The sequence below is a fragment of the Streptomyces sp. BE20 genome, assembly GCF_036322525.1.
Lineage (GTDB): Bacteria > Actinomycetota > Actinomycetes > Streptomycetales > Streptomycetaceae > Kitasatospora.
Genome location: NZ_JAQYWW010000683.1, coordinates 40,993 through 56,975, shown reverse-complemented (window position 1 = coordinate 56,975; position 15,983 = coordinate 40,993). Strand labels below are relative to the sequence as shown.

Here is a 15,983-nt window from a genome sequence, read left to right as displayed (position 1 = left end):
CGCCCCCACCGCCCTCAGCGCCCTCAGTGCCCTCAGCGCCCCCACCGCCCCACCGAACGGACGAACGGACGATGACCCCCGAATCACCCTGGCGAATACCCGACTTCCGCACCCTCTTCACCGCCACCGCCCTCGCCCAGCTCGGCACCAACATCGGCTACGTCGCCCTCCCGCTGATCGCCGTCACCGCCCTCGACGCGAGCCCCGGCCAGGTCGGCGCGCTCGCGACCCTCAGCACCCTCGCCTTCCTGCTCATCGGCCTGCCGGCCGGCGCCTGGGTGGACCGGATGCGCCACCGACGCGTGCTGATCGTCGCCGACCTGGTGAAGGCCGCGCTCTACGCGTCCGTCCCGCTCGCCTGGGCGTTCGACTCCCTCACCCTCTGGCAGCTGTACGGCGTCGCCCTGCTGGCCGGCTGCGCGACGGTCTTCTTCGACGTGGCCTCACAGAGCGTGCTGCCCCAGCTCGTCGGACGCGGCCACCTGGTGCAGGCGAACGCCGCCGTGGTCGGCCTGATGGCGGTCGGCAACATCGCCGGGCGCAGCGCCGGCGGCGCGCTCGTCCAGCTGCTCACCGCGCCGGCCGCCGTCGCCGCGACGGCGGTCAGTCATCTCGGCTCCGCGCTGCGCCTGATCGCCCTCGGCCGCACCCCTGCGGCCGGCTCCCCGCCCGGGCCGGTGCCCGCCACCGGGCCTGCGCCCGCGCCCGGACCGGCGTCGGGGGAGCGGACCGCACCGGGCCTGGGCGCGCAGATCGCCGAGGGTCTCCGGCACGTCTTCGGCAACGCCGAGCTGCGGGGGCTCGCGCTCTCCGCCGCCGTCGTCAATCTCGGCTACCAGGTCGTCAACACCTTGCTTCCCGTGGTGTTCGTCCGGGAACTGCACCTGCCCGCCGGTGCCCTGGGGCTGTTCTGGGCGGTCGGCGGGGTCGGCATCCTGCTGGGATCCCGGTGCGCCCGTCCGATCGCCGCCCGGGTCGGCTACGGCCGGACACTCGGGCTGGCCGGGCTCGTGGTCGCGCCCGCAGCGCTGCTGATCCCGCTGGTGGGGGAGGGCGTCCGGCTGTACGTGGCAGGCTTCGGCTGGCTGTTGCTGCTCTTCAAGACCGGGATGGACAACGTGCTGGGCGTCAGCCTGCGCCAGCGGATGACCCCGGACGCGCTGCTCGGCCGGATGAACGCGACCTTCCGCTTCCTGTTGACGGGGGCGATGGCGGTGGGGTCGGCGCTGGCCGGCCTGTTCGGTGAACTGGCCGGACTGCACGCCACGTTGTGGCTGGGAGGTGTCCTGCTCTCGCTGTCGTTCCTGCCGGTCTTCCTCTCGCCGGTCCGGACCCGCCGGGCCCTCCCCGACGCGCCCTCCCCGGGCTTCCCTCCGGTCCCGCCCGTGCTGCCGTCCGCTCCGTCGGCCCCGGCCCTTGACCTGAAGCGGGGTTGAGGTCTGATCATGGTCACCATGAACGCGAACGAGATCAAGAACGAGAACAAGAACGAGAACAACAGCACGAACGAGAACGAGAACGGCGGTGCGGTCGGGGCCGGGGTGGACGTCGAGGCCGAGACGGCGGCCGTCCGGCGGGTCGTCGCCGCCGTCGAGCACGCGCAACGCAACGAGCTCCCGGAGGAGTTCATCAGCCTCTTCCGCGCCGACGCGATCTGGACCACCGGCCACGGAAAGCTCCTCGTGGGCCGGGAGGCGATCGCCGAGTTCACCCGCAAGGTGCTGCCGGGCGCCTTCGCCGGCACCGGCACCACCCCCGCCTACGAGGTGGTGCACGTCCTCTTCGTCCGCCCCGACGTCGCCGCCGTCAAGGTCCGCCAGCGCTACCTGGACGCGGCCGGGGAGCAGATCGGCGAGGAGGGCAGCCCGCTGTACGTGATGGCCAAGGAGGGGGGCCGCTGGCTCCTGACGGCCAATCAGAACACCCTGGTACAGAGCTCCTGAGCGCACGCGCCCCCCGCCGGCCGGACCGGTCGCCGACCGGGCGGGGGTCGCGCGGTCAGCGGTGCCGCAGGTAGGCGGCGGCCGTCTCCCGGAGCCGCTCGTGCAGGCCGTCGTACGCCCGGGCGCGGCCGAGCAGGGACTTGGGCAGCTTGGCGGCCATCGTGTAGTTGGTGTCGCAGACGTTGGCCGCCGGCGCCAACCCGGCCTGGCTGACCAGCTGGTAGGCGTCCAGCAGGTCCAGGCCGAGCAGCTCCCGGGTCCAGCCGACCAGGTCGTGCTGGCTGATCCGGAAGGCGTCCTCCAGCGGGCGGGCCGAGCCGGTGGAGATCAGGTACCGGTCGTTCTCCAGCCGGGGCCAGGCCGGTCCGCCGCCCTTGATCAGGTCGACCACCACCGTGGTGCGCATCGCCGTCTCCACGGCCGTCCCGCACACCTCGCCCTCGCCCTGGCGGGCGTGGCCGTCGCCGACGGCCAGCAGCCCGCCGGGCACGTTGACGCCGAAGTAGGCGGTGGTGCCGGCCCGCATCTCCGGGGTGTCGAGATTGCCGCCGTGCGCGCCCGGGGTGATCGACATCAGGGTCTCGCCGCCGGCCGGGGCGACGCCGACCGTGCCGTGCATCGGGTCGAGCGGCAGTTCGGCGGTGAAGTCGCTGCTGCGGGCCCGGAACCGGCAGATCCCGGCCGCCGTGTCGAGCTCGTACACCCAGACCCGTTCCTCCAGCGGCGCGTGCAGCATCGCGGTGGTGTGGGTGGCGGTGAGGGCCCCGAAGTGCGGGAAGGTGCTGGAGATCCCCCAGTCCCTGGCCGGGGTGATCTCGACGAAGTGCACGGCGAGGGTGTCGCCCGGTTCGGCGCCGGCCACCGCGATCGGGCCGGTCACCGGGTTGAGGTAGGGGAACTCGCAGACCGCGCTCGGCAGGTCGCCGATGCCGCGGACCCGTCCGCCGAAACAGTCCTCGGTGGTCAACTCGACGACCGTGCCCGGCCGGACGGTCACCAGCGGGGCGCGTCCGCCGAAGGTGTAGGCGTACTCGTCGGGGGCGGGGGAGAGTTGGACGAGGTCGGGCAGGTTCACGGGTTCTCCTTGGTGAGCGGGGAGTCGTCGGTCGGGGAGCCGTCGGCCGGGGCGTCGTCGGCCGGGGTTCCGTCGGGGGAGGCCGCCGCGTCGGCCACGGCCAGGCGCGGGCGGCGCCCGGTGAGGATCAGTCCGGTCAGCACCAGCCCGCCGACCGCCAGCCAGACGAAGCCGAGCCGCTGGGCGGCGATGTCGGCGTTGACGACCACGTAGGCGAGGATCGCGAACCCGAGGACCGGCGCGACCAGGTGGCGCCACCAGTCCCGGCTGCGCCGCCGTACGACGTAGTGCACCACCACCGACACGTGCAGGACGAGGAACGTGGTCAGCGCGCCGAAGTTGACCAGGGTGGAGAGCAGCGTGATGCCGTCCTCGCGCGAGGCGGTGTAGAGCCCGAGGACCAGCGAGATTCCGGCGGTCAGCAGGGTGGCGTTCACCGGGACGCGGTGGCGCGGGTGGACCTTGGCGAGGAAGGCGGGCAGCTGCCGGTCCCGCGCCATCGCGTACAGCAGGCGCGAGGTCGCCGCCTGGGCGACCAGAGAGTTGGCGAACCCCCAGGCCACGGCGGTGGCGGCGGCCGTCACCGTGGCGAGCCAGCCGCCGGCGGCGACCCGGGCCGCGTCGTAGAACGCGGTGCCGTCCGGATCGCCCTGCGCGATCAGCGCGTCCGGGTCCGGGACGAGGAGGGAGGCGATCCAGGTCTGCGCGATGAACAGCGAGCCGGCCAGCAGCAGGGCCGCGATCATCGAGCGGCCGATCGCCTTGGCGGAGTCGCGGTTCTCCTCGGAGAGGGTGGAGATCCCGTCGAAGCCGAGGAAGCTCAGCACCGCCACCGACACCGCGCCGAACGCCAGACTCCACGAGAAGGTCTGCGAGTTGTAGACCGGCGTGAGGTCGAAGCCCCGGCCCTTGCCGGCCGCCAGCGCCGCCAGGCCGAACCCGATGAACACCAGCAGCACGATCAACTCGCCGATCAGCATCGCCTTGTTGACCTTCGACGTCATCTCGACGCCCAGGTAGTTGACGGCGGTGTTGAGCAGCACGAAGCCGACCAGCCAGAGCCAGACCGGCACCGCGGGCACCAGCGAGTTCATCGCCACCCCGGCGATCAGGTAGAGCAGGCCGGGCACCAGCACGTAGTCCAGCAGGATCATCCAGCCGGACAGGAACCCGACGGGCGGCGCGATGCCGCGCCCCGCATAGGTGTACACCGAACCGGCCATCGGGAAGGCCCGCGACATCTGCGCGTACGACAGGGCGGTGAACATCATCGCCACCATCCCCAGCACGTACGCCAGGGCGACCATGCCGCCGGAGCCCTGGAAGACGCTGCCGAAGATGCCGAACGGCGCGATCGGCACCATGAACACCAGTCCGTAGACCAGCAGGTCCGTGAAGCGCAGGGAGCGGCGCAGCTCCTGTCGGTAGCCGTAGCTCTCGATGGTCTGGGGCGCGGGTGCTTCGGACATGGGGGCTCTCCTCCGTGACGACCCGGGGTGGTGGGGGAGACAGTAGAGGCAGTTATTTCCAAATGGAAGGGTTTTTGTGCCGTGGCCTGCCGCGATACCGCCGCGAGCCGCCTCCGGCGAGCCGCTCCCACCGAACCGCTCCCCGCCGACGTCTCACCAGAGGACGGTGAACCCCGCCCCCTCCGCCCGCGCCAGGTGCACGCCCTCCCGGGCTGGCCCCAGCGGTGCCCGGGCCCAGGCCCGCCGGACCGCCGCGCCCTCCCCGTGCAGCAACCGCGCCGCCGACCGCGCCAGCCCGCCCGCCGGCACCAGCTCGCCGCGCGACGCGAGCGCCGCCGCCAGGTGCAGCCCGTCGTACAGGCCCACCGCGTACGCGTCCAGCACCGGCGCGTACGGCCCGAACACCGCGCGGTGCCGCTCGGCCAGCCGCAACCGCCGGTCCTCGGCGAGCGAGACGAACGACGGCATCGCCGCGTACAGCGTGCCCGTGTCGTCGCCGCCGTACGCGAGCAGGCTGTTCTCCTCCAGCGCGCCGGAGAGCCGCACCAGCCGCCGGTCCAGACCGCTGCGCCGCAGCGCCCGGTTGAACCGCACCAGGTCGGCGCCGATCAGGCTCAGCAGCAGGGCGTCCGCGCGCGACGCCCGGAGCGCGTCCAGCAGCGGCTCCAGTGCCCGCTCCGTCGTGCCGAACGGCAGGTGCCGTTCCAGCACCACCCCCGCCCCGGCCCGGGCGACCGCCGCCTCGGCGGCCCGGTGCACCGCGCGCGGCCAGATGTAGTCGTTGCCGACCAGCGCCCAGCGGTGCAGCCGGTGGCGGGCCGTGAGCCGCTCGACCACCCCGTCCAGCTGCCGGACCGGGTCCGCCCCGGTGCAGAGCACCCCGGGCAGTCGCGGCCCGCCCTCGTGCGGCGGGGTGAACACGTACGCGGCGCGTCCCGCCGTCACCGCCTCGACGGCCCGGTGCACGTCGCTGGAGTGGCAGCCCGCCACCGCGTCGACCGCCCCGGCGTCCAGCAACCGGGCCACCTCCCCGGCCACCGCCGCCGGCGCGCCCCCGCCGTCCACCAGCACCAGTTCCATCGGCAGCCCGCGCACCCCGCCGCCGGCGTTCACCTCGTGCGCGGCGAGCAGCGCCCCGTCCAGCGCCGACGGTCCGGTCAGCCCCAGCGGGCCGGACTGCGGCACGACCAGGCCCACCCGAAGCGCAGGCGCCTCGCGGGGGAGGTGCAGCGCGTCGAGCGGTTCCAGGAGCTTCACGTCGGCGCTCATCGCTTGCGAGTATGGTCATGGCAGCCGATCCGGCAAGCAGCAGGCACCACGGCGGGGAAAGAGACACGGCCATGACACCCAGCGCGACCGCCCCCGCCGCCACTCCCGGAGCCGCGTCCGCCGCCGACCGGCCCCTCCTGATCGAGCTCCTCACCGTCGCCCAGCGCCGGCTGGCCCGGGGCCTCACCGCCCAGCTGGAGGCCGAGGGCTGCACGCTCGACCAGTGGCGGGTCATGCGCGCCCTCACCGACGACGCCGGCCGCTCCATGGGCGAGCTCGCCCAGACCCTGCTGATCCCGCAGGCCAGCCTCAGCCGCATCGTCGACGCCCTCGCCGAGGCCGGCTGGGTCTACCGCAGGCAGGACGAGCACGACCGCCGCCGCATCACCGCCCACCTCTCCCGCCGCGGCCACACCCGCCTGACCCGCCTCGACGCCCTCGCCGCCGCCCATGACGCGGCCGTCCGCGCCGCCTGCGGGAGCGAGGATCCGGGGCCCCTGCTGAGGCACCTCACCGAAGCCTGACCGGACCCCCGGACCCCCGGCCCCGGCGGCCGTCACGGCCGGTCGAGGGCCTCCGGGTCCGCCGCCCAGCGGGGCTCGGCGTCCCGGCGCCGCTTCCTGGACGAGCGGTTCCGGTACAGGACCACCGCGGCGACCACCGTCAGCAGCAGCAGCGCGTAGAACGCCCCGGTCGGCCAGAGCGGCCCCGATGCCACCGCCCCGCGTTCGTGCTCGCACACCGTGCGCGGTGGGAACGCGCTGGTCTCCGCCCTCAGGAACGGTCCGGCCTTCTCGGCGAAGAACCCGTGGGCGCACATCTCGTCGAACTCCAGGGTCATCAGGAACATCCCCACGTACAACAGCACCGCCAGCAGCGGTGCGAAGCACACCGAGACCTCGGCCCAGATCCGTCGTCGTCCCGCCATCGCCCCACCCTCGTGACCTTGTCGTTCCGCGCTCCGCTGCCCGTCCCACCCCCGTCGTCCCGCCTTACGGAGCCGCCGGGACACGGGGACGCCGGGACCGTCGCTTCGCGTGGCGGATCTTCCGTGCGCCCCCGTCGGTCACCGTACCGCTGCCGCAGATCCGCCTCAGCCGTCGGCCTGTGGGGCCTGCGCCTGTGCGGCCCTGGATTCCGGGGACTTCGCGTGCGGGAACGGGCAGCCGCCGGCCGGGCCGGACTTCTCCTCGAACGTGCCGAGGTCGCCGATCCGGTAGCCGTACGGGTAGCCGGGATACCCGCGCACCTGGCGGTTGTCACGGGCCAGGTAGGGCCGGCGCCGGGGCGGGAGGAGCCGGACGGCGCGCCCGCGCAGCCACATGCCGGTGCGGACGGCGCGCCGGAGCGCGGCCGGCGGGGCCGGGTAGCCGAACGCCTCGCGCAGCGGGTCGTCGAGCAGGCAGATCGACGAGAGCCGCATCGACGGCCGCAGCGGCACGGGGTACCAGGAGGCCATCAGCCCCAGGGTGGAGTCGGAGACCGCCCGGCCGCCCGGGTCGAAGGCGAAGTGCGCGCGCTCGTAGTCGTCGAGCAGCTGCTCGAACTCCTCGAACGTCTCGGGTATCCCGGGCAGGCCCATGTGCCGGCCCAGCTCGCGGAAGTAGTTGGTGGCGGCCCGCCGCTCGTGCGGGGAGTAGCGGCGCCAGCCGTAGTCGTCCAGCCAGCGCTTGGGGATCACGACGAAGGTGGCGAGCACGTACAGGAAGTCGGCGTCGGAGATGTCGTACCGGCGGTGCATCTGGTTCATGCGGCGGATCGCCTCGCGCCCCTGCGTGGAGTCGAAGCCGTGTTCGAGCACGGCCTCCAGGATCAGCGTGGTGTCGTTGTACCGCTTCTGCGTGCGGCCGGTGAACTCGCCGGTCTCCGCGAGCAGCCGGCCGATGCCGGGGACCGCGTAGGTGCGGTAGAGCGCGAAGCTGAGTGACTGGACGGTGTCCCAGGGGAACTCGTACCAGCTGCTGATCCGGTAGATCTCGGTGAACTCGGTCTCCGGGTCCATCTGCTGAATCTTCCTCAGCCAGTCGTATCGCTGCACCCGGTCGACCCTAGGGGCCGGTCGGGAAGCGGTCAACGGGCTCCTCCCGCGGTGGGCGGGGTGTCGCTGCGCGTGGGCCGTCGGGGGGTCCGGCTAACTTTTTCCCGAGATTCCCGCCGAGGACGTCGAAATCGCGCGGCGTGCTTCTACCTACCCGTGAAAGCCCCTCCGACCGGGGCGGGCACGACGAACGAGGAGCGGAACCATGAAGTACATGCTGCTGATGCAGTTCAGCGAGAAGGCCGCCGACTTCCCGAAGATCGACGAGTGGAAGCCCGAGGAGATCCAGGCGCACATCCGCTTCATGCGGGACACCAACACCAGGCTCGCCGAGGACGGCGAACTGGTCGACGCCCAGGGTCTGGCCATGCCGGAGACCGCCCGGATCGTCCGCTCGCACAGCGGCGGCGCCCCGGTGGTCACCGAGGGGCCGTTCCCGGAGACCAAGGAGTGGGTGGCCGGCTGGTGGATCGTGGACTGTGACACCGAGCGCCGGGCGGTCGAGATCGCCGCCGCCGTCTCCGCCGCGCCCGGCCCGGGCGGGGAACCGCTGAACATGCCGATCGAGGTGCGCCAGGTCATGTCGGCCCCGCCCACCGAGCAGTGACCGGACCCGAGCCGCCGGCGCCCGGACCGGACGCCCCACCGGCCGTCGACGACCTGCTGCGCTGCCTCGCGCCGCAGGTCGTCGGCGTGCTCACCCGCCGCTACGGAGACTTCGCCACCGCCGAGGACGCCGTCCAGGAGGCCCTGCTGGACGCCGCCACCCAGTGGCCGGACGAGGGCGTGCCGCGCAACCCGCGCGGCTGGCTGGTCCAGGTGGCCGGCCGGCGGATGACCGAGCAGGTCCGCAGCGAACAGGCCCGCCGCCGGCGCGAGGACCTGGTGGCCGGGCAGGTCCCGGCCGACCGGCAGGCCGCGCCCCCGGCCGACGCCGAGGACGGGGGCTCCCGGGACGACACCCTCACCCTGCTCTTCCTCTGCTGCCACCCCGCCCTCTCGCCCGCCTCGGCGATCGCGCTCACCCTCCGCTCGGTCGGCGGCCTGACGACCGGCGAGATCGCCCGTGCCTTCCTCGTCCCCGAGGCGACCATGGGACAGCGGATCAGCCGCGCCAAGCAGCGGATCAAGTCCTCCGGCGTGCCGTTCCGGATGCCGGAGCCGGACGCCGCAGAGTGGCCGGCCCGGCTCGACGCGGTGCTGCACGTCCTCTACCTGGTCTTCAACGAGGGCTACGCCAGCAGCACCGGCCCCGCCCTGCGACGCGTCGAACTGTCCCGGGAGGCGATCCGCCTCACCCGGGCCGTCCACGCGCTGCTTCCGGACGACGCCGAGGTGGCCGGACTGCTCGCGCTGATGCTGCTCACGGAGGCCCGCGGTCCGGCCCGCACCCGCCCGGACGGCGAGCTCGTCCCGCTCGCCGAACAGGACCGCGGCCACTGGGACGCCGCCGCGATCGCGGAGGGCGTCGCGCTGATCACCGCCGCCCTGCCGCGCGGTCCGGTCGGCCCCTACCAGGTCCAGGCGGCGATCGCGGCCGTCCACGACGAGGCACCGACCGCGGCCGCGACCGACTGGCCGCAGATCCTCGCCCTGTACGGGGTGCTGGCCCGGATCTCCGACAATCCGCTGATCACCCTGAACCGGGCGGTCGCCACCGCCATGGTGGACGGCCCGGCGGCGGGTCTCGCCCTGCTCGCCGAGGTGCCGCCCGCGCTGACGGACCACCACCGGCTGTACGCCGTCCGGGCCTACCTGCACGAGCTGGCGGGGGAGCGGGAGGCGGCCGTCGCCGACTACCGCGCCGCCGCCCGCCGCACCGCCAGCCTCCCGGAACGGCACCACCTCAGCCTGCGCGCGGCCCGGGCGGCGGCGGGGGCGGAGCCGGAGGCAGGGGGAGGGGCGGCGCCCGTGGGGGAGACCCCCGTGGGGGAGGCGTCCGCCCGGGACGTGCCCGCCGTGTCCGCCGACAGCGATCGGCCGCCTGAAACGGCCGGGGGCGGGGGAGGCTGCGGACCATGACGACGCCCGCCGCCGCCGAGGCCGCCCCCGCTCCCGTCCCCGCTTCCGCCTCCGACACCCATGCCGCGTCCGCGCCCCCCGACTTCTCCGGTGACGTGGCCGCCTACTACGCCGACTACCGCCGCGGCTACCCGCCGCCCGTCCTCCACGCGCTGCGGACCGCCTTCGCCCTGGACGCCCACCCCGCCATCGGTGACCTCGCCCTCGACCTCGGCTGCGGCACCGGTCAACTCGCCCTCCCGCTCGCCGCCCACGTCCGCACCGTCATCGGCATGGACCCCGAGCCGGACATGCTCCGCCAGGCCAGAGCCGCCGCCGACCGCGACGGCGTGCACAACGCGCTCTGGCTGCTCGGCACCGACGCCGACGTCCCGGCCCTCTCCGCCCTGCTGCCCGGCCGCCGTCCGCTCGGCGTGACCGTGATCGGCAACGCCATCCACTGGATGCGCCCCGACGAGCTCTTCCGCACCCTCCGCCCGCTCACCCGCCCGGGCGGAGGCGTCGCGGTGATCGCCAACGGCACTCCCGTCTGGGCCCAGGACACCGACTGGTCGCGTGCCCTGCGGGTCGTCCTGGAGGACCACTTCGGCCGTCCGGCCGCCACCTCCTGCGGGACCGCGGCCGACGACCGCGACCGCTACGCCCGGGCGCTGGCCGCCGCCGGGTTCGCGGACGTCGGCGAGACCGTCCTCGACTACGAGGACGCCCTGACCCCCGACCAGCTCCTCGGCACCGTCTACTCCGCCATCCCCGCCCCCGAACTGCCCGCCCCGGTCGATCGCCCCGCCTTCGCCGCCCGGTTGCTCGCCGCGCTGCCCGAGCCCGGCGACCGCGGCTACCCGGAGCAGGTCCGGGTCTCCGTCCTCACCGGGCGGGCGTAGCCACCGGGCGGGGGCGGGGAGGCGGGCGAGGACGAGGGGCGGACGCGGGGGCCGTCCCCGGGCGGCGGGGCTCAGGCGAGTTCGTAGGCGAAGACGTACGGGAACGGCGACTCGCCCGGACGGTAGACGAAGGAGCCGCTCCCGCGCAGGCCGGCCAGCTCGCCGACGGCCGTTCCCGGGACCACCTCGAAGGTGCAGCGCACCGTGCCGTCCTCCTCGAACGATCCGCGTTCCTCCAGGGTGAAGGAGCCCGCGCGGCCGTCCAGTCGTCCGGTGACCGACTCCAGCCCGGTGAAGGTGCCGGTCGTCCCGGTCGCGTAGACGAAGACGTACTCGCAGGCGGTGTCCGCCGCCTCGATCCCGCCGGTGAAGGTGTTGACGACGGAGGCGCGCGCCAGCCGGGGCGTGACCTCCGTCGAACCGATCGCCGTCTCCTCCCACTGGGCGTAGCCGATCCGGCCGGTGGTGGTGATGGTCTGTGCGCTCATTGCCGTCCTCGGGCGCCCGGCCCGGCGCGGGAGCTCGGCCTCGGCGCGGTGCTCGCCACCGCGCAGCTGAAGCTCCAGGCCGCCCTTCCGGCCGAACTCGCCGAACGCACCCGCCGCGTCCAGGACCGCTTCCACCTCGACACACCGGCCTGGTTCCGCGACGCCGACCCGGTCGCCCACCTGGCCCCCGTCGCGCGGGCGGTCTGGGACCGGCGGGTGGTGCGCGTCCACTACCGCCGCTGGCGCGGCGAGGTGCACCGGGTGCTGCACCCGCTGGGCCTCGTCCTCAAGGGCGGCATCTGGTACCTGGTGGCCCGCACGGCCCCCGCCGTCGCGGTGGCCCCTGCCCCGGCGGCCCCCGCCGACGCGGACTCGGCCGCCCCCGCCGAGTCCGTCCGCACCTACCGGGTCTCGCGTCTCCTCGCCGTCGACGTCACCGCCGAGACCTTCGAACGCCCCGCCGGCTTCGACCTGGCCGCGCACTGGAAGGAGAACTCCCGCCGTCTGACGGCGGCCCTCCACCAGCAGACCGCCCACCTCCGCGTCTCCCCGGAGGCCCGGTGCCTGCTCCCCATGCGGTTCGGTGCCGCCGGCGCCCGGGCGCTCGCCACCGCCGGACCGCCCGACGCCGAGGGCTGGACGGAGGTGCGACTCTCCGTCGAGAGCACGGCGGTGGCCGTCGGGGACCTCCTCCGCCTGGGCCCCGAGGCCGAGGTCCTCGGCCCGCCCGACCTCCGCAGCGCCGTCGCCCGGGCCGTCACCGCCCTCGCCCGCCGCTACGCCCCGCCCCCGCTCCCGCCCGCCTGAGCCCTCCCGGCCTCCTGGGCGGCGCGCTCCACCCGGTCCCGGTGCCCCGCCCACCACGCCTCGTCGCCGGGCGCCATGTTGCCGCCCTCCCGGCGTTGTCCGGTGGCACCGTCCACGAGCTCCCGGACGACGTCGGCGTGCCCGGCGTGCCGCTGGGTCTCGGCGATCATGTGGACCAGGCTGTGGTGGAGGGTCACCTCGCTCCGGTTCCCCCAGGGCACCCGCCCGACCACCTCCAGCGCCAGTGACGCGATGGTCTCGTCGGCGTGGGCGCAGGCCGCGCGGTACAGCTCGACGATGTGCTCCCGGCTCTCCTCCGGCGTCGCCCAGAAGTCCGAGTTGGGTTCGGCGTCACCCGTGATCCAGGGGCGCGGCGCCTCGAACGGCCGCCCGAAGGCCTCTCCGAAGTACATCGCCTCCGCGGCGGTCGTGTGTTTGACCAGCCCCAGCAGGTTGGTCCCGGTGGGGGTCAGCGGTCGGCGGACGTCGTACTCCGACAGCCCTTCGAGCTTCCACAGCAGGGCGTCCCGGGCGTCCTGCAGATAGGTCCGGAGGTCCTTCTTGAAGTGATCCGTGCGAGTCATGGGGGAAGTCTGCTGTCCCCTCGACGTTCGGTCACCCCTATTTCCCCGTCGGGTACTTCGGCGTCCGAACCCGCGTCGGGCCTTCGGCGGTGAGGGGTGGTCGAGCGCGGTCCGAGACGGTCCGAGACGGTTCGTGGCGGGGCGGTCGAGGGCGGGTTCCGGATCCTGCGGGCGCCCCGGCCGCCGGCTCCCCGGCCCCTGGGCCGGGTGCCCGGTCGGTGCCGGGACGCCCGTCGATGTCACGGAGCGTAGCGGTTGGGGTGGGGTAATCGGACTTGAATCTTTACGAACGAATGTTCGATCCTGGGGGCGTGCCCGTTTTCGAATCTGTTTTCGAATCCACCGTCGAGCGGAGGCCGCTCCGACCGGTGGCGTCTGCGGCTGCGCTGCGCGAGGCCGGCGGGACGGGCACCGATGCCGGGCGCGGACTGCTCCCGGTGGTGCCGGCGCTGCGGGGCGTACTGCCGGAGGGCGGCCTGCGGCGCGGGACGGCGGTGTCGGTGGCGGGCGGGGACGCCGGGCTGCTGCTCGCGCTGGCCGCCGGAGTGCGGGAGACCGAGGGCGGGTGGGCGGCGGCGGTCGGGCTGCCTGACCTCGGGCTGGCCGCGGCCGCCGGATACGGGCTGGACCTGCGGAGACTGCTGGTGGCCGACGACCCCGGGCCGCACTGGGCCGAGGTGGTGTCGGTGCTGGCCGGGGCGGTCGAGCTGATCATGCTGCGCCCGGATGGCCCCGTTCCACCGAACCTGGCCGCCCGGCTGGCGGCCGTGCTGCGCCGCAGCGCCTGCGTGCTCCTGGTGGCCGGGCCGTGGCCGGGGGCCGGGCTGCGGTTGGGCGTGCGGTCCGGGCAGTGGTTCGGACTGGGCGACGGGCACGGGCAGCTCACCGGGCGGCAGGTGGAGGTCGTCGCGGAGGGGCGCGGCTCCGCCGTGCGCGGGCGGACCGCCCGGCTCTGGCTGCCGGACGCGCACGGCACGGCGCGGGTCGTGGAGGAGACGGCCGCCGGGGTCGTGGTGGACGAGGCGGGGGAGGACGTGACGTCGGGGGCCGGGGCGGGCCTCGACCGTATGGCGGTGGTGTGAGATGGCCGACGGCGGAGCGAGCGGGGTGAGCGGGGCCGGTACCCCGCGGGTGCTGGTGGTCTGGTGCCCGGACTGGCCGGTGGTGGCCGTCGAGCGCCCCGGGGACGCCGGCCCGGCGGTGGCCGCCGGTGCGGACGGGAGCATCGGCGCGGACGGGCGCCCGGTCGCTGCGGGGAGTGCCGACGGCGGCATCCCGGTGGCGGTGGTCGAGGGCGGCCGGGTGCTGGCGTGCTCGGCGGCGGCCCGCGCGGCCGGAGTGCGGCAGGGGCAGCGGCTCAAGCTGGCCCAGCGCCTCTGCCCCGCGCTGGAGCTGCGCGACCGCGACCCGGAGGCGGAGACCCGGCGGTTCGAGCCGGTGGTCGCGGCGGTGGAGGCTTTCACCCCGCGGGTGGAGGTGCTGCGCCCGGGGCTGTGCGCGATCCCGGTGAAGGGCCCGGGCCGGTACTTCGGCGGGGAGGAATCGCTCGCGGCGAAGGTCCAGGGCGCGGTGACGGCTGCCCTGGCGGCGGCCGTCCCGACGGCGGCGGCCACCGACGCCGGCCCTGCGGCGGCCGGCCGGCCGGTGCACCCGGCAGATGCCGAGTCGGCGGCCGGTGTCCGCCCTGCGCCGGACCCCGGACTCGACCCCGGCACCCGTCCCGGCGCGAGCCCCGGCACGAGCCCCGACGACCGGGGCCCCGCTCCGGTCGCCGAGGTCGCCGAGGTCGTCCCGCTGCACCCGGCGGACGCGGACCGGACCGCACCCCGCCGCCGGACCGCCGGGGTGGACGAGCTGTTCGCCGCCACGCCCGCGGCCAGGGACGGCGCGCGCGGCGGTTTCGCCCGGCCGGCGGCCTACCCGCCGGAACCCGCCCGCCCGGAGTCCCGCCCGGACGGCCTCGGCCCGGCGGCTGCGCACCCGCCGGAGGCTCCTCACCCGGCGGAGCCCCGTCGGGAGGGCGCGCGCCCGCAGCCCGACCCGTCCGGCCCGCAGCCCGGGGGGCCGGAGGCCGGGCGACCGGGGCCCCCTCCGGCGGAGGGTCTCGCCGCTGCCCCTGCCCCGTGCGGGCAGGTCGGGGTGGCCGACGGCCTGTTCGCCGCCGTGCTCGCCGCCCGCGCGGGCGTGCTGGTCCCGGCCGGGCGGACGGCGGAGTTCCTCGCGCCCTACCCCGTGGCCGTGCTCGGTGACGAGGTGCTGGCGGAGCTGCTGGACCGGCTGGGCCTGCCCACGGTCGGGGCGTTCGCCGCGCTGCCGGCCGAGGCGGTGGCGGACCGCTTCGGCCCGGCCGGTACGACGGCGCACCGGCTGGCCCGCGGGTTGCAGCCGCGCCCGCTGGTGCCGCGTACGGGCGGGCCGGACCTCTCGGTCGAGCAGCGCTTCGACCCGCCCGAGCCGCTCGCCGAGCCCCTGGTGTTCGTGGCCCGGACCCTGGCCGAGCGGCTGCACCAACGGCTCGCCGGGGCGGGGCTGACCTGCCAGCGGGTGGCCGTCGAGGTGGAGTGCGCGGACGGTCGGACCGTGGCGCGGCTCTGGCGGCACGAGGGCCGGCTCTCGGCGACGGCGCTCGCCGAACGGGTCCGCTGGCAGCTCCAGGCCTGGCAGAGCACGGGCACCTTCGACGCCGGGCCGGCCGGCGGCCCCCGCGGCCCCCACGACCCGGACGGCCTCCGCGGCCCCGGCAGTCCCCGGGACCGCCGGAACCCCCGGGGCCCGGAGAGCCGCCACGACTCCGAGGACCCCGGCGCGGGAGGCTTCACCGCGCTGCGCCTCGTCCCCGACGACCTCACCCCCGACCAGGGCCGGCAACTCGCCCTCTGGGGGCAGGCGGTGGCGGACGACCGGGTGGAACGCGCGGTGGCCAGGGTCCAGGCGGTGCTCGGGCATGCCGGGCTGCGCCGGATCGAGCCGGCAGGCGGACGGGGGCCGGACGAGCAGGCGGTCCGAGTGCCGTGGGGCGAGCCGTACGACCCGGACGCGCCCGCCGACGCGCCCTGGCCGGGGCGGCTACGGGACGTCTGGCCGACCGTGGTGCACCGCACCCCGCTGCCGGCGGCGGTGCTGGACGCGGACGGGCGACCGGTGACGGTGGACGGCCGGGCGGGGGTGTCGGCCCGGCCGTCCACCGTCACGGTGCGCGGGCGGCAACTGGCGGTGGACGGTTGGACCGGGCCCTGGCCGGCCGTCGAGTACTGGTGGGATCCGGCGCGCGCCCGCCGCCGGGCGCGCTTCCAGGTCACGGTGGCGGGCGGCCTCGCGCTGCTGCTGACGGTGGAGGGGGGCGTCTGGCTCGTGGAGGCCGGCTACGACTGACACCGGGGCGCTCCGGCGGCCCGGCGCGAACGACC

At 75.4% G+C, this 15,983-nt stretch carries 15 protein-coding genes and 1 pseudogene; 9 read left to right on the top strand and 7 right to left on the bottom strand.

The genetic code is table 11. The features are described from left to right. Window positions 1-71 precede the first annotated feature (71 nt). Window positions 72-1,436, top strand: coding sequence for an MFS transporter (locus PUR61_RS15090; protein WP_329879351.1), 1,365 nt, complete (start codon window positions 72-74; stop codon window positions 1,434-1,436). Between the two features lie 18 nt (window positions 1,437-1,454). Continuing rightward, complete coding sequence (locus PUR61_RS15085) at window positions 1,455-1,943, top strand: SgcJ/EcaC family oxidoreductase (RefSeq protein ID WP_329879350.1); 489 nt, start codon at window positions 1,455-1,457, stop codon at window positions 1,941-1,943. Window positions 1,944-1,998: 55 nt separating this feature from the next. On the opposite strand, the gene PUR61_RS15080 is transcribed toward PUR61_RS15085, so the two are convergent. From PUR61_RS15080 to PUR61_RS15070, 3 genes are all read right to left on the bottom strand, one after another. Beyond that, window positions 1,999-3,018 (bottom strand): acetamidase/formamidase family protein, encoded by a 1,020-nt coding sequence (locus PUR61_RS15080; protein WP_329879349.1) that lies wholly within the window; start codon window positions 3,016-3,018, stop codon window positions 1,999-2,001. Beyond that, window positions 3,015-4,487 (bottom strand): APC family permease, encoded by a 1,473-nt coding sequence (locus PUR61_RS15075; RefSeq protein ID WP_329879348.1) that lies wholly within the window; start codon window positions 4,485-4,487, stop codon window positions 3,015-3,017. Before PUR61_RS15075 ends, PUR61_RS15080 begins: the two co-directional genes overlap by 4 nt. 153 nt (window positions 4,488-4,640) lie before the next feature. Further along, window positions 4,641-5,756 (bottom strand): ABC transporter substrate-binding protein, encoded by a 1,116-nt coding sequence (locus PUR61_RS15070; protein WP_329879347.1) that lies wholly within the window; start codon window positions 5,754-5,756, stop codon window positions 4,641-4,643. Between the two features lie 71 nt (window positions 5,757-5,827). On the opposite strand from PUR61_RS15070, the gene PUR61_RS15065 reads away from it, so the two are divergent. After that, the gene (locus tag PUR61_RS15065) at window positions 5,828-6,280 is read left to right on the top strand and encodes a MarR family winged helix-turn-helix transcriptional regulator (RefSeq protein ID WP_329879346.1); all 453 of its coding nucleotides are present in this window, start codon (window positions 5,828-5,830) and stop codon (window positions 6,278-6,280) included. Window positions 6,281-6,312: 32 nt separating this feature from the next. On the opposite strand, the gene PUR61_RS15060 is transcribed toward PUR61_RS15065, so the two are convergent. Together PUR61_RS15060 and PUR61_RS15055 are read right to left on the bottom strand one after the other, a co-directional pair. Continuing rightward, the gene (locus tag PUR61_RS15060) at window positions 6,313-6,684 is read right to left on the bottom strand and encodes a hypothetical protein (RefSeq protein WP_329879345.1); all 372 of its coding nucleotides are present in this window, start codon (window positions 6,682-6,684) and stop codon (window positions 6,313-6,315) included. Window positions 6,685-6,849: 165 nt separating this feature from the next. Next, on the bottom strand, window positions 6,850-7,794 hold the full coding sequence (locus PUR61_RS15055; RefSeq protein WP_329879344.1) for an oxygenase MpaB family protein: 945 nt from the start codon (window positions 7,792-7,794) through the stop codon (window positions 6,850-6,852). Window positions 7,795-7,999: 205 nt separating this feature from the next. Here PUR61_RS15055 and PUR61_RS15050 point away from each other — a divergent pair, with 205 nt between their 5' ends. Genes PUR61_RS15050 through PUR61_RS15040 form a run of 3 tightly spaced genes read left to right on the top strand, consistent with a single transcriptional unit; the run spans window position 8,000 to window position 10,697 of the window. Next, window positions 8,000-8,401 carry a YciI family protein gene (locus tag PUR61_RS15050; RefSeq protein ID WP_329879343.1) on the top strand — a complete coding sequence of 134 codons (402 nt, stop codon included), beginning with the start codon at window positions 8,000-8,002 and terminating at the stop codon, window positions 8,399-8,401. Next, the gene (locus PUR61_RS15045; RefSeq protein ID WP_329879342.1) at window positions 8,398-9,816 is read left to right on the top strand and encodes an RNA polymerase sigma factor; all 1,419 of its coding nucleotides are present in this window, start codon (window positions 8,398-8,400) and stop codon (window positions 9,814-9,816) included. The genes PUR61_RS15050 and PUR61_RS15045 overlap by 4 nt, the downstream gene beginning before the upstream one ends. After that, window positions 9,813-10,697, top strand: coding sequence for a class I SAM-dependent methyltransferase (locus tag PUR61_RS15040; RefSeq protein ID WP_329879341.1), 885 nt, complete (start codon window positions 9,813-9,815; stop codon window positions 10,695-10,697). Before PUR61_RS15045 ends, PUR61_RS15040 begins: the two co-directional genes overlap by 4 nt. Before the next feature lie 71 nt (window positions 10,698-10,768). On the opposite strand, the gene PUR61_RS15035 is transcribed toward PUR61_RS15040, so the two are convergent. Further along, window positions 10,769-11,185, bottom strand: a complete 417-nt coding sequence (locus PUR61_RS15035) for a DUF3224 domain-containing protein (protein WP_329879340.1) — start codon at window positions 11,183-11,185, stop codon at window positions 10,769-10,771. A gap of 15 nt (window positions 11,186-11,200) precedes the next feature. Here PUR61_RS15035 and PUR61_RS15030 point away from each other — a divergent pair. After that, a pseudogene (locus PUR61_RS15030) lies at window positions 11,201-11,992 on the top strand (helix-turn-helix transcriptional regulator); the annotation flags it as partial. Here PUR61_RS15030 and PUR61_RS15025 read toward each other — a convergent pair. Next, a complete protein-coding gene (locus PUR61_RS15025; RefSeq protein WP_329879339.1) occupies window positions 11,962-12,576 on the bottom strand; it encodes a DinB family protein in 615 nt (204 codons plus the stop codon). The pseudogene PUR61_RS15030 and the gene PUR61_RS15025 overlap by 31 nt on opposite strands. A gap of 368 nt (window positions 12,577-12,944) precedes the next feature. Here PUR61_RS15025 and PUR61_RS15020 point away from each other — a divergent pair, with 368 nt between their 5' ends. Both PUR61_RS15020 and PUR61_RS15015 read left to right on the top strand, forming a co-directional pair. Continuing rightward, the gene (locus PUR61_RS15020) at window positions 12,945-13,658 is read left to right on the top strand and encodes a hypothetical protein (protein ID WP_329879338.1); all 714 of its coding nucleotides are present in this window, start codon (window positions 12,945-12,947) and stop codon (window positions 13,656-13,658) included. Window position 13,659: 1 nt separating this feature from the next. Continuing rightward, on the top strand, window positions 13,660-15,948 hold the full coding sequence (locus PUR61_RS15015; protein ID WP_329879337.1) for a Y-family DNA polymerase: 2,289 nt from the start codon (window positions 13,660-13,662) through the stop codon (window positions 15,946-15,948). Window positions 15,949-15,983: the final 35 nt, after the last annotated feature.